The sequence below is a fragment of the uncultured Phycicoccus sp. genome (assembly GCF_947495705.1).
GTDB lineage: Bacteria > Actinomycetota > Actinomycetes > Actinomycetales > Dermatophilaceae > Phycicoccus.
In genome coordinates this window covers 166577-181142 of sequence record NZ_CANLZR010000007.1, presented here as the reverse complement: position 1 = coordinate 181142, position 14566 = coordinate 166577, and the positions used below count along the sequence as shown (strand labels likewise).

Genomic DNA, 14566 nt, shown 5'->3' with positions numbered 1-14566 from the left:
AGGGGCGGTGACCGACCCCGACCGGGACGCGGAGTGGATCCGCCCGCACCTGCTCCCCTCGACGATGCCCCGCGACGTCCCGGAGGCGCTGGGCCTGGCCACCCGGCTGGCCCCGGTGGCCCGCTCGCTGCGCGAGGACCCGAGGACCTACCTGGCGACGTTGGCGACGCTCGGGGCCGCAGACCTCACGACGGCCCGTGCGGTCGAGCCACACCTCGACGCGGTGGCCATCCTCGCGCAGGCGGGCGACCCGGACCTCGGTCCGATCGGGGCCGGCCCGGGCAGCACGTTCGGCGTCTACGCCGCCGCGGCCCCGGGCGCCGGCCTCCGGGCCCGGCGGGTGGGAGCAGCGACGCGGCTGACGGGGACGAAGGCGTGGTGCTCCCTCGCCGCCGACGTGACCCACGCCCTCGTGACGACCGAACCCGACGAGTCCGGGCGCGGCGGGCTGCACGCGATCCCGCTCCGCCACCCCGGGGTCACGCATGCGGGTTCGGCGTGGGTGGCCCGGGGGCTCACCGCGGTCACGACGGGCACCCTCACCCTCGAGGACGTCCCCGCGGTGCCCGTCGGCGAGCCGGGCTGGTACCTCGACCGGCCCGGCTTCGCCTGGGGCGGGATCGGGGTGGCCGCGGTGTGGTTCGGCGGAGCCACCGCCCTCGCAGCCCGGCTCACCGAGGCAGCGCGTCGTCGCGCCCCGGACCAGGTGGCGCTCATGCACCTCGGGCACGTCGACCGCCTCCTCCACGGGGGCGGGCTCGCGCTGCGGGACGCGGCCGAGGCCATCGCGGCAGGCCGCGCCGACGGCCCCGACGGCGCAGTGCTGGCCGCGCGGGTACGTGCCGTCGTCGCCGACGCCGCCGAGGAGGTCATGCGCCTCGTGGGACACGCACTGGGGCCTGCACCGCTCACCCACGACGAGGACCACGCCCGACGCGTGGCCGACCTCACGGTGTACCTGCGCCAGCACCATGCGGAGCGCGACCTCGCCGCCCTCGGACGGCTCGTGCTCGGGCCGGAGCCGGCGCCGTGACCGCCACCTCGCAGCGCCACTTCACCCACACCGAGCCGGGCACCCCCGAGACGGTGTGGCTGCGTGACCCGCGCTGGTCCGAGGCCCCGCTCGTCGACGTCGCCGCGACGGTGGCCCGCTACGACGAGATCCTCGTGGCTGCCGCGCACCCCGACGACGAGAGCCTGGCCGTCGGCGGGTTCGTCGCCGCCGCCGCGCGGCTCGGTGCTTCGCTGCGGGTCGTCGTGGCCACCCGGGGCGAGGCCTCGCACCCGCAGGCCACGGCCTGGGCGCCGGCGCTGCTCGCCGAGGTCCGGGCCGCGGAGGCCGAAGCCGCCGTGGCCCGCCTCGCCCCAGGCGCAGAGGTCGAGCACCTCGACTTCCCCGACGGCGGCCTGGAGGGGGCGGAGAGCGCCCTGGCCGATGCCCTGGCCGCCAGGTGCCGCCCCGGGACCCTGGTGGTCGCGCCGTGTCGCGCCGACGGTCATCCCGACCACGACGCGCTCGGGCGGGCCGCGGTGACCGCGGCCGCACGCACCAGGGCGCGCACCGCCCACTACCCGCTGTGGCTGTGGCACTGGGGCACCCCCGACGACCTGCCGTGGCCCCAGGCCCATGTCGTCGAGCCCGCGCTGGAGGACCTGGAGCGGAAGCGGGCGGCGCTCGAGGAGTACCCGTCCCAGACGCTCCCCCTGGGCCCGACCGTCGGGGACGCCCCTGTCCTCACCGAGCCCGTCCTCACCCGGGCGCACCGTCTCGTCGAGGTGCTCCTGGCCGACGACGGGGTCCTCACCGTGCGGCCGCCGCGGGCTGCCGACGGGGTCGCCGAACCGTTCGACGCGATGTTCGCCAGCGGGTCGGACCCGTGGGGCTTCCACGGCTCCTTCTACGAGCGGCGCAAGCGAACCCTGACGACGGCGGTCCTGGCCCGGGAGCAGTACTGCCACGTTGTCGAGATCGGCTGCGCCACAGGCGTGCTCACCCGCACACTCGCGGAACGCGCGGGGCGGGTCACCGCGGTGGACGTCAGCGCCGCCGCCCTGGCCGAGGCGCGCCGCGACGCGCCGGACCACGTGCTCTGGGTGCTCGGGCAGGTCCCGAGCGCGGTCCCGGCGGCCTCGGCCGACCTCGTGGTCCTCTCGGAGGTCGGCTACTTCCTCACCCCGACCGAGCTGATCGAGACGCTGCGCCGGGTCCGGGCCCGGCTCGACGACGGCGGCGAGGTCGTCCTCGTCCACTGGCGGCACCCGACCGAGCAGGTCCCGCTCGACGGGCCCGCCGTGCATGCCCAGGCCGCGACGATGCTCGCCGACCTGCCCCACCGGGTCCGGTACGCCGACGGCGACGTCCTCATCGACGTGTGGGGCGGCCCCCGCTCCGTCGCCGCGGGGGAGGGGCGTCGGTGACGCGCATCCGGCATGTCGTCGTGGCGGTTCCCGCGCGCAACGAGGAGCGGCTCCTCGGCACCTGCCTGGACAGCGTCCTCACGGCGGTCGCGCGCCTGCAACGGCACCGGCCCGGCACGACCGCCGAGGTGGTCGTGGCCCTCGACGGGTGCGTCGACGGGTCCGCCGCGGTCGCGACGCGCCGACCGGTCACGGTGGTGTACGAGGACGCCGGGGCGGTCGGGCCGGCTCGCCGGGCGGCGGTGGCTGCCGGTCTCGGTGCGCCCGCCGCCGGGAGCGCCCGGGAGCAGATCTGGGTCGCCAACACCGACGCCGACTGCGAGGTCCCGCCGCACTGGCTCCTCGAGCAGGTCGCTCTCGCGGACGAGGGGGTCGACCTCGTCGTCGGCACCGTGAGCCCGGTCGACGTGGCGGACCCCCGGGTCCTCGGCGCGTGGCTGGAGCGGCACGAGCTCCGGGAGGGGCACGGGCACGTGCACGGGGCCAACCTCGGGGTCCGGGCCGACGCGTACCTCGCGGTGGGCGGGTTCGCGCCCCTCGCCGTGCATGAGGACGTCGGCCTCGTCACCCGTCTGCGCGCCGCCGGCCACCCGTGGGTGGCGACCGACAGGTGCCGCGTCCGCACGTCCGGCCGCACCGAGAGCAGGGTCGAGGGGGGCTTCGCGACGTTCCTCGCGGGGCTCACGACCACCGGCGACGTGGCGTCCCTCGAGACCGCCTAGGAGTCCCCGGCCGCGCGCGGGTCCGGGTCGGCACACGTGAGGCGGACCCCGTCGGCGATGCGGTACGGGGCAGCAGCGACCAGCGCCCCGACGACCCGCCGGAGGCGGCTCACCTCGGCCCGGACCGTCACCTGGTGCTCCTCGTCGCCGAACAGCTCGCGGCTCAGCCGCGCGGCGGTCAGCCCCGCGGGCCCCGCCGCCGCGAGGAGCCGGACGATGGCGGCGTGCCTCGGCGTGAGCGACACCCGCCAACCGCCGTCGGTGGCCCCGGTGCCGGTCACGTCGAGGACGGCCTCGCCGGACACCGTCGACAGACGGGCCGTCAAACCACGGGCCCGCTGGTCGGGCCGCACGAGCCAGCCCTCGCCGACGCGCTCGGGCAGGCACAGCCCGAGCCCTGGCACGGTGAGGGGACGGTCCTGGTCCGGTGCGGCGATACGGTCCCGGACCAGCACCCCGCTGTAGTGGGCGACCCAGCCGTCGTCGTCGACGAGGATCATCGGCCCGGACGTCGTCGCGAGCACGTGCTCGGCCGAGCGACGGAGCCGCTGGAGCGACTGCTCGTGGTGCCGCCACAGCCGGGCCTCGGCGAGCTTGGTGGCCGTGTCGACGAGGGCGATGAGGGCCGGGTGCAAGGTCAGCGCCGGGCCCGAGACGTCGACGACGCCGAGCAGCGCCCCGGTCCGTGGGTCGTGGATGGGGGAGGCCGTGCAGTACCAGGGGTGCTGGCCCTCCTCGAAGTGCTCGGCCGAGAAGAGCTGGACGGGGGCCTGCTCCGCGAGCGCCGTGCCGATGGCGTTGGTCCCGACCCGGTCCTCGGTCCAGACCGCGCCCTCGGTGAAGCCGAGAGGGTCGGCTCGGCGCAGGACGGCCGCCGAGCCCTCACGCCACAGGATGACGCCCTCGGCGTCGGTGACGACGACGATGAACCGGGAGGCGTCGGCGACCGAGGTGAGGACCGAGCGGACCTCGTCGATGACCAGCCGCAGCGGCGACCGGTGCCGGCGGCGCTCGATCTCGGCCCACGGCAGCGGGTCGCGGGCGTTGGCGTGGCTGGGGTCGAGGCCGAAGCCGAGGACGCGTGACCACGACCGGGAGACCAGCGGGCGCGGCGTGGCCGGAGGCGGGGTGCCGCCCATGACGGCGTCGTGCACGCGGCGCAGGGCACGCGCGTGCTGCCCGAGGTCGGTGCCCGGGACCACAGCGCTACCGGCGTACGGCGTCATCGTCGACTCCTCCCACCCGGGGGCCGCGAGCCGCCGGGTGACCCCGTCAGGGTATCCCGGCGGACTCGGGTCCCGTCGGGCCCCGGCTGGGGTGTGCAACGTGCTGCAACCCTTCCCTGCCGGGCCTCCGTGAGGTGTCCTGACCCGCAGGGCCGGTCGACGAGGACCGGCAGGCCGGAAGGAACAGCGATGACCGACACCCTGGAGCGACCCGCGACCGAGGAGGGCTCGGCCCCGACCCGGGCGGACGGCTGGCTCTCGGACTTCGAGGACGCCCTGACCGCAGGCGACGTGGACCGGGTCGCCGGGATGTTCGCCGCGCAGAGCTTCTGGCGGGACCTCGTCTCGTTCACCTGGAACATCACGACCGTCGAGAACCCCGACGGCGTGCGTGACCTGCTCACCGAGACGCTCGCGCGGACGGCGCCGTCGTCGTTCGCGGCGAGCGAGCCGGCCACCGAGGACGGGGGTGTCGTCACCGCCTGGTTCACGTTCGAGACCGCCGTCGGGCGGGGGACCGGCCTCGTCCGCCTGCGGGAGGAGGGCGGCGAGGAAAAGGCCTGGACGCTGATGACCAGCCTGGACGAGCTCAAGGGCCACGAGGAGCCGAAGCGCGACCGACGACCCCGCGGGGCCGAGCACGGTGCGGACAAGCACCGGTCCACGTGGAAGGAGCAGCGGCAGGCCGAGGCGGAGTCGCTCGGCTCGACCACCCAGCCCTACGTCCTGGTCATCGGTGGCGGGCAGGGCGGCATCGCGCTCGGGGCACGGCTGCGCCAGCTCGGGGTGCCCAGCCTCGTCATCGACAAGCACCCGCGTCCCGGCGACCAGTGGCGCGGCCGCTACAAGTCCCTGTGCCTCCACGACCCGGTCTGGTACGACCACCTGCCCTACCTGAAGTTCCCCGAGAACTGGCCGGTCTTCGCCCCGAAGGACAAGATCGGCGACTGGCTCGAGTCGTACGTCAAGGTCATGGAGATCCCGTACTGGTCCAGCACCGAGGCGAAGTCCGCATCGTGGTCCGAGGAGGCCGGGGAGTGGACCGTCGAGGTCGAGCGCGAGGGCCAGCCGCTGACGCTGCGCCCCACCCAGCTCGTCTTCGCGACCGGGATGTCGGGCAAGCCGAGGATGCCCGAGATCGAGGGCATGGACATCTTCCGCGGGGACGTCCACCACTCCTCGCGGCACCCCGGACCCGACGCGTACCGGGGCAAGAAGGCCGTTGTCATCGGCAGCAACAACAGCGCCTTCGACATCTGTGGTGCGCTGTGGGAGAACGACGCCGACGTGACGATGGTGCAGCGCAGCTCGACGCACATCGTCAAGAGCGACAGCCTCATGGAGTACGGGCTGGGCGACCTCTACTCGGAGCGCGCGCTCGCCGCGGGAGTCACGACCGAGAAGGCCGACCTCATCTTCGCCTCGTTGCCGTACCGGATCCTGCACGAGTTCCAGATCCCCGCCTACGAGAAGATGGCCCAGGTCGACAAGGACTTCTACGACCGTCTCGAGAAGGCCGGGTTCTGGCTCGACTGGGGCGACGACGGCTCGGGGCTCTTCATGAAGTACCTCCGGCGGGGCTCCGGCTACTACATCGACGTCGGTGCGGCCGACCTCGTCGCGAACGGCGATGTCAAACTCACCCACGGCCAGGTGGTCCGACTCACGGAGGACTCGGTGGTCCTCGACGACGGCTCCGAGCTGCCGGCCGACGTCGTCGTCTTCGCGACGGGGTACAACTCGATGAACGGGTGGGTCGCCGACCTCATCGACCAGGAGACGGCCGACCGGCTCGGGAAGTGCTGGGGCCTCGGCTCCGACACGACGAAGGACCCGGGGCCGTGGGAGGGCGAGGAGCGGAACATGTGGAAGCCCACCCAGGTGACGAACCTGTGGATGCACGGCGGCAACCTGCACCAGTCGCGGCACTACTCGCAGTTCCTCGCGCTCCAGCTGACGGCGCGGTACGCCGGGCTCGACACGCCCGTTTACGGGCTCCAGGAGGTCCACCACACCGGCTGACCCGCCGGACCGCCCGGACCCCCGCGGGCGCCCGGGTCCTCGTGGCCACGCTCCGCACTGCCGACTCTCGTGCCGGCAGTGCGGAGCGTTCCCATGCCCGCCCACTCCCGAACGTGTGTGAACACGCCGGGGATCTCCGGCGTGTTCACACACGTTCGCTGTGACCGGACCGTGATTGACGGGTTGCGGGGAAGTGCTTGACGCGCAGGCGCGATGCCGTTACTTTGCTTCTAAATTTAGTACCGAACAAAGAACGGACGCCGATGTCCCAGCCCGGCCAGGCCACCACCCGCGGTGATCTCGTGCGTGCCGCCGTGCTCGGGCTGCTCGGCACCCGTGGGCCCTCCTCGCGCGCCGACATCGCCCGCGTCCTCGGGGTGAGCCCGGCCACGGTGACCCAGGTGACCAAGGACCTCATGGCCCGCCGGCTCGTCACCGAGCTCGAGTCCGTCCCGAGCCAGGGGGGACGCCCGGCGCGGCTCCTCGGGCTCGTCGACTCCGCCGGAGGGGCCATCGGCGCGAAGGTCACGGCCGACCACGTGCGCATCGTCTCGGTCGGGCTCGACGGGACCGTCCACGCGTCGTCGTCGGTCGACCTCGACGCGACCGGGGCCCGGGCGCTCGACGACCTCGACGAGATCCTGCTCGAGGCCGTCCGGGCCCACGAGGGCCCGCTGCTGGGCGTCGGGGTCGGACTCCCCGGGGCCGTCGACGCGCAGGCCTCCGGCATCGTCGACGCCCCGACGCTCGGGTGGCAGCGGCTGCCCGTGGGTCCGCGGCTCCGGCAGACGCTCCAGGTGCCCGTCCTCCTCGACAACGACGTCAACACGCTGGCCGCCGCCGAGACCCTCTACGGTCGCGGCCGGGAGCACGAGGACTTCATCGTCGTGACGATCGGCCGCGGGGTCGGGCTCGGCATCGTCCAGCACGGGGTCGTGAGCCGAGGCGCGCACGGCGGGGCGGGCGAGTTCGGCCACACGCCCGTCGCCGGCGACGGGCCGCTCTGCGGCTGCGGCAACCGGGGCTGCCTCGAGGGCTTCGTCGGCGAGTCCGGGCTGCTCGACGCGGCCCGCGCGGCCGGCGTCGTGGGCCCCCGCGGATCGCTGCGCACCCTCGTTACCGCGGCTCACGCCGGCGACCCCGGGGCGCTCGGCGTGTACGCCGACGCCGGGGCGCTGCTCGGCCGGGCCCTCGCGGGGGCCGTGCACCTGCTGGACCCCGAGGTCGTCGTCCTCCTCGGCGAGGGCATCGACGAGTGGCCCTTCTGGGAATCGTCCTTCGACGAGGCGTTCCGCCGGCACCTGATGCCCGCCCGCCGGGGGATCCGCTGGATCGTCGAACCCTGGAGCGAGGACCAGTGGGCCGTCGGGGCCGCCTCGCTCGTCCTCGCCTCACCCTTCGACGCCGTCTCGACCGGCCGCGAGGGCGAGCTGGTCCGGGCCCGGCTCCAGATCTCGGGTGCCCCATGAGCGTCACGACGGCCCCGCGCACCGACCCGGCCCCGCCGCGCCCCGCGCGCGCCGGTGGCGCCCGCGGCTCGCGGTGGCACAACCGCGGGTGGGTGCTCCTCTTCCTCGCCCCGAGCGCGGTGCCGCTGCTCATGTTCACCATCGTCCCGATGCTCGGGTCGGTGTGGGTGTCGATGCACTCGTGGAACCTCATCTCGCCGATGCGGTGGGCCGGGCTCGAGAACTACCGGAGCCTGCTGACGGACCCGACCACCCGCACCGTCTTCACGAACACGCTGATCTACTGCGTCGGCTACCTGCCCCTGGTCTATGCCGGCGGTCTCGGGCTCGCCCTCGTCCTCAACCAGCGGCTGCGCGGGCGCAGCCTGTTCCGAGCGGCGTTCTTCCTCCCTGTCGTCACGAGCTGGGTCGTCGTCGCCCTCGTGTGGAAGTGGCTGCTCAACCCGACGAACGGCCTGGTCAACACGGTTCTCGGGGCCGTGGGGCTGCCGCAGCCGGGGTGGTGGACCGACCCCACCTGGGCCCTGCCCGCGGTCATCCTCAGCTCGGCCTGGAAGGACCTCGGGTTCGTCATGGTCATCATGCTCGCCGGGCTCCAGGCCATCCCGGCCGACGTCCTCGAGGCCGCGTGGGCAGACGGCGCCAACGCGTGGCAGCGGTTCTGGCGGGTCACGCTGCCCCTACTCTCCCCGTCGACGTTCTTCGTCGTCGTCATCAGCCTCATCAACGGCTTCCAGGTGTTCGACCAGGTGTACGTCATGACCGGCGGCGGCCCGTCCGGGTCCAGCCAGGTCGTCGTCGGGCAGATCTACGACCTCACCTTCCGCTACGGGCGGGCAGGGGAGGCCAGCGCGCTCTCCTGGCTCCTCTTCGCCGTCATCCTCGCCATCACCGCGGTGCAGATCCGGGGTCAGCGTCGGTGGGTGCACCATGCCTGACGTCCTCGCACCCGCCACCGACGTGCCGACCGCCACCCCGAGCGGGCCGACGACCGCACCCCCGCCCCGGCCGCGCCGCCGCCGGCCACGGCCCACCCGGCTGCTGACCTACGCCTTCGTCGTCGTTGGCGCGGTGGTCATGCTCTTCCCGTTCCTGTGGACCGTCATCACCTCGATCACCCCGGGCGGCAGCCTCGCCGGCGGCCCCACGCTGTTCGTCCGGAACCCCACCCTCGAGGCGTACCGCGTCCTGCTCGACACCCTCCCGATGTGGCGCATCGCCCTCAACTCGTTCTGGGTCGCCGTCGCCTCCACCGGTCTGCAGCTCGTCACCGGAGCGATGGCCGCCTACGGCTTCGCGCGGCTCGAGTTCCGGGGCAAGAACGTCGTCTTCGGCCTGTACCTCGCCACCCTGATGGTGCCGCTGCAGGTGCTCGTCGTGCCGTTGTTCATCGAGATGAAGACCCTCGGCCTGCAGGACACCTACGCCGGCCTGCTCGCCCCGAGCATCGCCTCCGCGTTCGGGGTCTTCCTCCTCAAGCAGGCCATCGAGTCGGTGCCCCGCGAGCTGGACGAGGCCGCGACGATCGACGGCGCGAGCCATCTGCGGATCTTCCTCCAGATCGTCGTGCCGCTGATCCGTCCCGCACTGGCCACCGTCGCGGTCTTCGCGTTCATGGCGAGCTGGAACAGCTTCCTGTGGCCGCTCGTCATCATCCGCTCGCCCGAGTTCATGACGCTCCCGCTCGGCCTGGCGACGCTGCAGGGCCAGTTCACCACCGCGTGGGACGTCGTGATGGCCGGTTCGGTGTTCTCGATCGTCCCGATCGCCGTCGTCTACCTCCTGGCCCAGCGCCACATCATCGCCGGCGTCGCCCACACCGGCATCAAGTGACCCCAGCACCGACCAGCGCACCACCACCGAAAGGAACCACCATGCGGAACACCGCCAGGCGCAGCGCCGCGCCTGCCATCCTCGCCATCACTCTCGCCCTCAGCGCCTGCGCCCAGGGGTCGGCGACCCGGACCGAGGAGCCCGCAGAGTCGGGCGGGCCGGTGACGGTGCGCTACATGAACTTCTCGGCCAACGGCGGCCACGAGGAGGACCTCGACGCCATCAAGGCGGCCTTCGAGTCCGCGAACCCGGACGTCACGGTGCAGATCGAGACCACGCCGTACGACGACTACTTCACCAAGCTCCAGACCGCCGTGGCCGGTGGCACGGCCGGCGACGCGTTCGAGCTCAACTACGAGAACTTCGTGACCTACTCCTCCAACGGCTCCCTCGCGCCGCTGAAGAACGTCGAGACCGCCTCGTACAAGCCCTCCCTGCTCGAGGCGTTCTCGGCCGACGGCACCCAGTACGGCCTGCCCGAGTCCTTCTCGAACGTCGTCCTGTTCTACAACAAGGACCTCTTCGCCAAGGCCGGTGTCGACGAGCCGACGGCCGACTGGACCTGGGCCGACGAGCAGGCCGCCGCCGAGAAGCTGACCGACGAGAAGGCCGGCGTCTGGGGTGACTACCAGCCCATCTCGTTCTTCGAGTACTACAAGGCCGTGGCCCAGGCGGGCGGCGAGTTCCTCAACGCGGACAAGACGCAGGCGGCGTTCGACTCCGACGCCGGCCGCGCCGCCGCCGAGTGGCTCGTCGGCAAGTCGGGGACGACGATGCCGACCGAGGCCGACGGCGCGGGCACGCCCGACTTCGACTCCACGCTGTTCAAGGACGGCAAGCTCGCCATGTGGCACACCGGGATCTGGATGTTCTCGGGCATGGCCGACGCGCCGTTCGAGTGGGACATCGTCGTCGAGCCCGGTGACGCCGAGAAGGCCTCGGCGATGTTCACCAACGGTGTCGTCGTCAACGCCGCGAGCAAGAACCAGGAGGCGGCAGAGCGGTGGATCGCCTTCCTCACCTCCTCCGACGAGATGGTCGACAAGCGCCTCGAGACGAGCTGGGAGCTGCCGCCCGTCGCCGACGAGGCCAAGCTGGCGAGCTACCTCGACGCCGGCGCACCTGCCAACCGGCAGGCCGTGTTCGCCTCGCTCGACGCGACCGTCCTGCCCCCGGTCATCGAGCGCCAGCAGGAGATGCAGGACGCCGTCGGCAAGGAGCTGAGCGCGGCCGCGGCCGGCCGGATCACCGTCGACGAGGCCGTCTCGAACGCGGCGAAGGCCGTCGACGCGCTCCTGAAGTGACCGCCTGACACCGCAGACCGCCGATGTCGCCGGGCCCGGGGCAGCACGCCCCGGGCCCGGCGGCCCGACCACGGGACCCCGATGACGACACTCCCCAGCCACCGCACCCACGACCTCGTGGCGCTGGCCCGCCGCAGCCACGCCGTGATCCGCGAGCACCAGCACGCCTCCGGCGCCTACCCGGCCTCCCCGACCTTCTCCGCGTACCGCGGGTACGCCTGGCTCCGGGACGGCGGCTTCACCGCCGAGGGCATGTCGCGCTACGGCGACCTGGCCTCCGTCAACGCCTTCCACGACTGGGTCGACGCCACGCTCAGCGCCCGCCGCGACCAGGTCGACGAGCTGGTCGCGCTCCGGGCGGCCGGCCGGGAGGTCCCCCGGGACCTGCTCCTGCCGACGAGGTTCACCCTCGACGGCGGCGACGGCACCGACGAGTGGTGGGACTTCCAGACCGACGGCTACGGCACCTGGCTGTGGTCGGTCGTCACGCACGCCCGTCGGCACGGCCTCGACCCGGGCCGCTGGCGCCGGGGCATCGAGGTCGCCGTGGACTTCGTCGGCGCATTCTGGGACAGGCCGTGCTTCGACTGGTGGGAGGAGCACGACGAGCAGCGGCACGTCTCGACGCTCGGTGCCATCGTCGGCGGCCTCGAGGCGGTCGCGGGGGCGGGGGTGCCCGACGCCGCACGGGCGTCGACCTGCCGCGACGTCGCCGCCCGGGCCCGCGCCCTGGCGCTCGCCGAGGGCGTCGCCGACGGGCATCTGACGAAGTGGCTCGGCTCCACGGCCGTCGACGGGTCGCTGCCCGCGTGCGTCGTGCCGTTCGGGCTCGTCGAGGTCGGGTCCCCGCTGGCGCGGGGCACCGTCGCCGCCGTCGCCCGCGACCTCGACGCCGACGGTGGGGTCCACCGCTTCCTCGCCGACGTGTTCTACGGCGGCGGGCAGTGGCTGCTCCTGTCGTGCCTCCTCGGCTGGAACCTCGCCGCCCAGGGCGACACCGAGGGGGCGCGGCGCCTGCTGGACTGGGTCGCCGCCCAGGCCGCGGACTCGGGCGAGATGCCCGAGCAGGTCGGCCACCACCTCCTGCACCCGCACACCCGCGCCGAGTGGGTCGAGCGGTGGGGCGAGGTGGCGACCCCGCTGCTGTGGTCCCACGGCATGTACCTCGTCCTGGCCGACGAGCTCGGCCTGCTCGAGGGGGTCCAGGCGTGACCGCCCCGCTGCTGCGCCACCGGCCCGCCGGGATCGAGCACCCCTATGCGACCTCCCTCGACCAGCGGGTGCCGGTCCTACCCATGGTCGGCGAGCCGGTGGTCCTCGGCGTCGAGGCCGGACCCGCCGTGACCGCGGTGACGTGCGCCTGGGCGCCGCTCGGTGCGGACGGCGAGCGGGGGGAGCCGGTCGTGCTGGAGCTCGCGCCGAGCACCGCGACCGACGCCGACGCCGCCGCGCTCGCCGGGGGCGAGGGGCACCTGGCTGCGGCCCAGGCCGCCTCGCTGGGAGGCGACGGCGGGTGGGCCGTGACGAGCCCGCCGGTCGAGGCCGGGGCCGCGTACCGCTTCACCGCGTCCACCGCGACCGGGCGCGAGGAGAGCACCGAGTGGTTCCACGTCCACCCCGCCCGCTGGGTGGCGGAGCCCCCGGCCGGGTTCTCGGCCATCTTCTCCGGGGGCGGGGGCCGGGTCGTCGACGGGTCGCTGGAGTGGCTCGTCACCGACGACGGCATCCACCGGGTGCGGGTCGCCCTCACCCTCGCCGAGGGCGACCACGTCGTCGGGTTCGGCGAGCGGTACGACGCCCTCGACCAGGCCGGCCGTCGCCTCGACGCCGTCGTCTTCGAGCAGTACAAGTCCCAGGGGCGGCACGGCCGGACCTACCTGCCGATGCCGTTCGCCCACGTCGTGGGGGCCGACGGCTCGTCGTGGGGCTTCCACGTCCGCACGACCCGCCGCACCTGGTACGACGTCGGCGGGTCCGACCCCGGCCGGCTCGTCGTCGAGGTGGCGCTAGGCGGCACGGCCGAGGAGGGCGTCGACATCGCCGTGCACGACGGCAGCCCGACCGAGGTGCTGTCGGCCTTCCTCGACGAGGTCGGCCGCGCCGAGGAGCTGCCGTCCTGGGTGCTGCGGCTCTGGGCGTCCGGCAACGAGTGGAACACCCAGGAGCTCGTCCGGCAGCGGATGGACACCCACCGCGAGCTCGACATCCCCGTCGGCGTCGTCGTCATCGAGGCGTGGTCCGACGAGGAGGGCATCATGATCTTCCGCGACGCCCGGTACCGGGTCCGCTCCGACGGGTCACCCTTCGCGGCCGCCGACTTCGAGTTCCCCGCAGATGGGGCCTGGCCGGACCCGCGGGCGATGGTCGAGGACCTGCACGCCCGCGGCATCAAGGTGGTGCTGTGGCAGATCCCGCTGCTCAAGACGGACGCCTCCGAGGACGGGCTGCACGCCCAGGTGCTGGCCGAGGCGGCGGCGATGGTCGAGGGTGACCACGCCGTCCGCGAGGCCGACGGCACGCCGTACCTCAACCGGGGCTGGTGGTTCCCGAAGTCGCTCATGCCCGACCTGTCGGTCCAGCGCACCCGCGACTGGTGGACGGCCAAGCGGGACTACCTCGTGCGCGACCTCGACATCGACGGGTTCAAGACCGACGGCGGCGAGCACGCGTGGGGGCACGACCTGCGCTACGCGGACGGCCGCCGCGGCGACGAGGGGAACAACCTGTTCCCGGTGCACTACGCCCGCGCCTTCGGCGACCTGCTCCGCAAGCACGGCAAGGCCCCGGTCACGTTCTCGCGCAGCGGGTTCGCCGGTTCGCAGCCGCACGGGGTGTTCTGGGCGGGCGACGAGGACTCGACGTGGGAGGCGTTCCGGCACTCCGTGACGGCCGGGCTCACGGCGTCGGCCTGCGGCATCGTCTACTGGGGCTGGGACCTCGCCGGGTTCTCCGGCCCGGTGCCCGACGCCGAGCTCTACCTGCGGGCCGCCGCCGCGTCGACCTTCATGCCGGTCATGCAGTACCACTCGGAGTTCAACCACCACCAGCTGCCGCTGCGCGACCGCACCCCCTGGTACGTGGCCGAGACGACCGGGGACGAGCGGGTCGTCCCGGTGTTCCGGCGGTTCGCGTTGCTGCGGGAAGCACTGGTGGACCATCTCGCCGCCGAGGCGGCCCGCACCGTGGCCACCGACCGTCCGCTCATGCGCGCCCTCTTCTTCGACCACCCGGGCGAGGCGGCGGTGTGGGCGCACCCGCAGCAGTGGATGCTCGGCGACGACCTGCTCGTCAACCCGGTCACCGAGGCCGGGGCGCAGGACTGGCCGACCTGGCTGCCGCCGGGGGAGTGGGTCGACGTCTGGACCGGCGAGGGCAGGACGGTCGGTGCCGGGGGCGAGGTCGTCACCCTCCGCGTCCCCGTCGACGAGGTGCCCGTCTGGTGCCGCGCCCGGGCGTGGCCGAGCCTCGCGCCGGTCTTCGCGTCCGTGCTCGGCACCTGACCCCCGCACCGAACGTGTGTGAACACGCCGGGGATCCCCGGCGTGTTCACACACGTTCGGGGAGACGGGCGT

11 protein-coding genes are annotated in these 14566 nt (G+C 73.7%); 10 read left to right on the top strand and 1 reads right to left on the bottom strand.

Annotated elements, in window-relative coordinates:
• The first annotated feature begins 7 nt into the window (after positions 1-7).
• From Q0963_RS11700 to Q0963_RS11690, 3 genes are read left to right on the top strand one after another with little or no spacing between them, the layout of a single operon-like run.
• The gene (locus tag Q0963_RS11700) at positions 8-1033 is read left to right on the top strand and encodes an acyl-CoA dehydrogenase family protein (RefSeq protein WP_299445935.1); all 1026 of its coding nucleotides are present in this window, start codon (positions 8-10) and stop codon (positions 1031-1033) included.
• Positions 1030-2418 carry a PIG-L family deacetylase gene (locus Q0963_RS11695; RefSeq protein ID WP_299445932.1) on the top strand — a complete coding sequence of 463 codons (1389 nt, stop codon included), beginning with the start codon at positions 1030-1032 and terminating at the stop codon, positions 2416-2418. Before Q0963_RS11700 ends, Q0963_RS11695 begins: the two co-directional genes overlap by 4 nt.
• Positions 2415-3140 carry a glycosyltransferase family 2 protein gene (locus tag Q0963_RS11690; protein ID WP_299445929.1) on the top strand — a complete coding sequence of 242 codons (726 nt, stop codon included), beginning with the start codon at positions 2415-2417 and terminating at the stop codon, positions 3138-3140. Before Q0963_RS11695 ends, Q0963_RS11690 begins: the two co-directional genes overlap by 4 nt.
• Here Q0963_RS11690 and Q0963_RS11685 read toward each other — a convergent pair.
• Complete coding sequence (locus tag Q0963_RS11685; RefSeq protein WP_299445927.1) at positions 3137-4366, bottom strand: GAF domain-containing protein; 1230 nt, start codon at positions 4364-4366, stop codon at positions 3137-3139. The two genes, Q0963_RS11690 and Q0963_RS11685, sit on opposite strands and share 4 nt — an antisense overlap.
• Before the next feature lie 189 nt (positions 4367-4555).
• Here Q0963_RS11685 and Q0963_RS11680 point away from each other — a divergent pair, with 189 nt between their 5' ends.
• From Q0963_RS11680 to Q0963_RS11650, 7 genes are all read left to right on the top strand, one after another.
• Positions 4556-6388 (top strand): NAD(P)/FAD-dependent oxidoreductase, encoded by a 1833-nt coding sequence (locus Q0963_RS11680; RefSeq protein WP_299445924.1) that lies wholly within the window; start codon positions 4556-4558, stop codon positions 6386-6388.
• Positions 6389-6651: 263 nt separating this feature from the next.
• Positions 6652-7857, top strand: a complete 1206-nt coding sequence (locus Q0963_RS11675) for an ROK family transcriptional regulator (RefSeq protein WP_299445922.1) — start codon at positions 6652-6654, stop codon at positions 7855-7857.
• Positions 7854-8795, top strand: coding sequence for a carbohydrate ABC transporter permease (locus tag Q0963_RS11670; RefSeq protein WP_299445920.1), 942 nt, complete (start codon positions 7854-7856; stop codon positions 8793-8795). Before Q0963_RS11675 ends, Q0963_RS11670 begins: the two co-directional genes overlap by 4 nt.
• On the top strand, positions 8788-9690 hold the full coding sequence (locus Q0963_RS11665; RefSeq protein ID WP_299445917.1) for a carbohydrate ABC transporter permease: 903 nt from the start codon (positions 8788-8790) through the stop codon (positions 9688-9690). Before Q0963_RS11670 ends, Q0963_RS11665 begins: the two co-directional genes overlap by 8 nt.
• 41 nt (positions 9691-9731) lie before the next feature.
• Positions 9732-10994 (top strand): sugar ABC transporter substrate-binding protein, encoded by a 1263-nt coding sequence (locus Q0963_RS11660; RefSeq protein ID WP_299445914.1) that lies wholly within the window; start codon positions 9732-9734, stop codon positions 10992-10994.
• 81 nt (positions 10995-11075) lie between these two features.
• Positions 11076-12206, top strand: a complete 1131-nt coding sequence (locus tag Q0963_RS11655) for a glycoside hydrolase family 15 protein (protein ID WP_299445911.1) — start codon at positions 11076-11078, stop codon at positions 12204-12206.
• Entirely contained in the window at positions 12203-14494 is a 2292-nt protein-coding gene (locus tag Q0963_RS11650; RefSeq protein WP_299445908.1) for a TIM-barrel domain-containing protein, read from the top strand. Before Q0963_RS11655 ends, Q0963_RS11650 begins: the two co-directional genes overlap by 4 nt.
• Positions 14495-14566 lie beyond the last annotated feature (72 nt).

Coding starts and splice junctions, on each gene's coding strand:
- Q0963_RS11685 (WP_299445927.1), bottom strand. CDS start 4,366: ATGACGCCGTACGCCGGTAGCGCTGTGGTCCCGGGCACCGACCTCGGG.
- Q0963_RS11680 (WP_299445924.1), top strand. CDS start 4,556: ATGACCGACACCCTGGAGCGACCCGCGACCGAGGAGGGCTCGGCCCCG.
- Q0963_RS11675 (WP_299445922.1), top strand. CDS start 6,652: ATGTCCCAGCCCGGCCAGGCCACCACCCGCGGTGATCTCGTGCGTGCC.
- Q0963_RS11670 (WP_299445920.1), top strand. CDS start 7,854: ATGAGCGTCACGACGGCCCCGCGCACCGACCCGGCCCCGCCGCGCCCC.
- Q0963_RS11665 (WP_299445917.1), top strand. CDS start 8,788: ATGCCTGACGTCCTCGCACCCGCCACCGACGTGCCGACCGCCACCCCG.
- Q0963_RS11660 (WP_299445914.1), top strand. CDS start 9,732: ATGCGGAACACCGCCAGGCGCAGCGCCGCGCCTGCCATCCTCGCCATC.
- Q0963_RS11655 (WP_299445911.1), top strand. CDS start 11,076: ATGACGACACTCCCCAGCCACCGCACCCACGACCTCGTGGCGCTGGCC.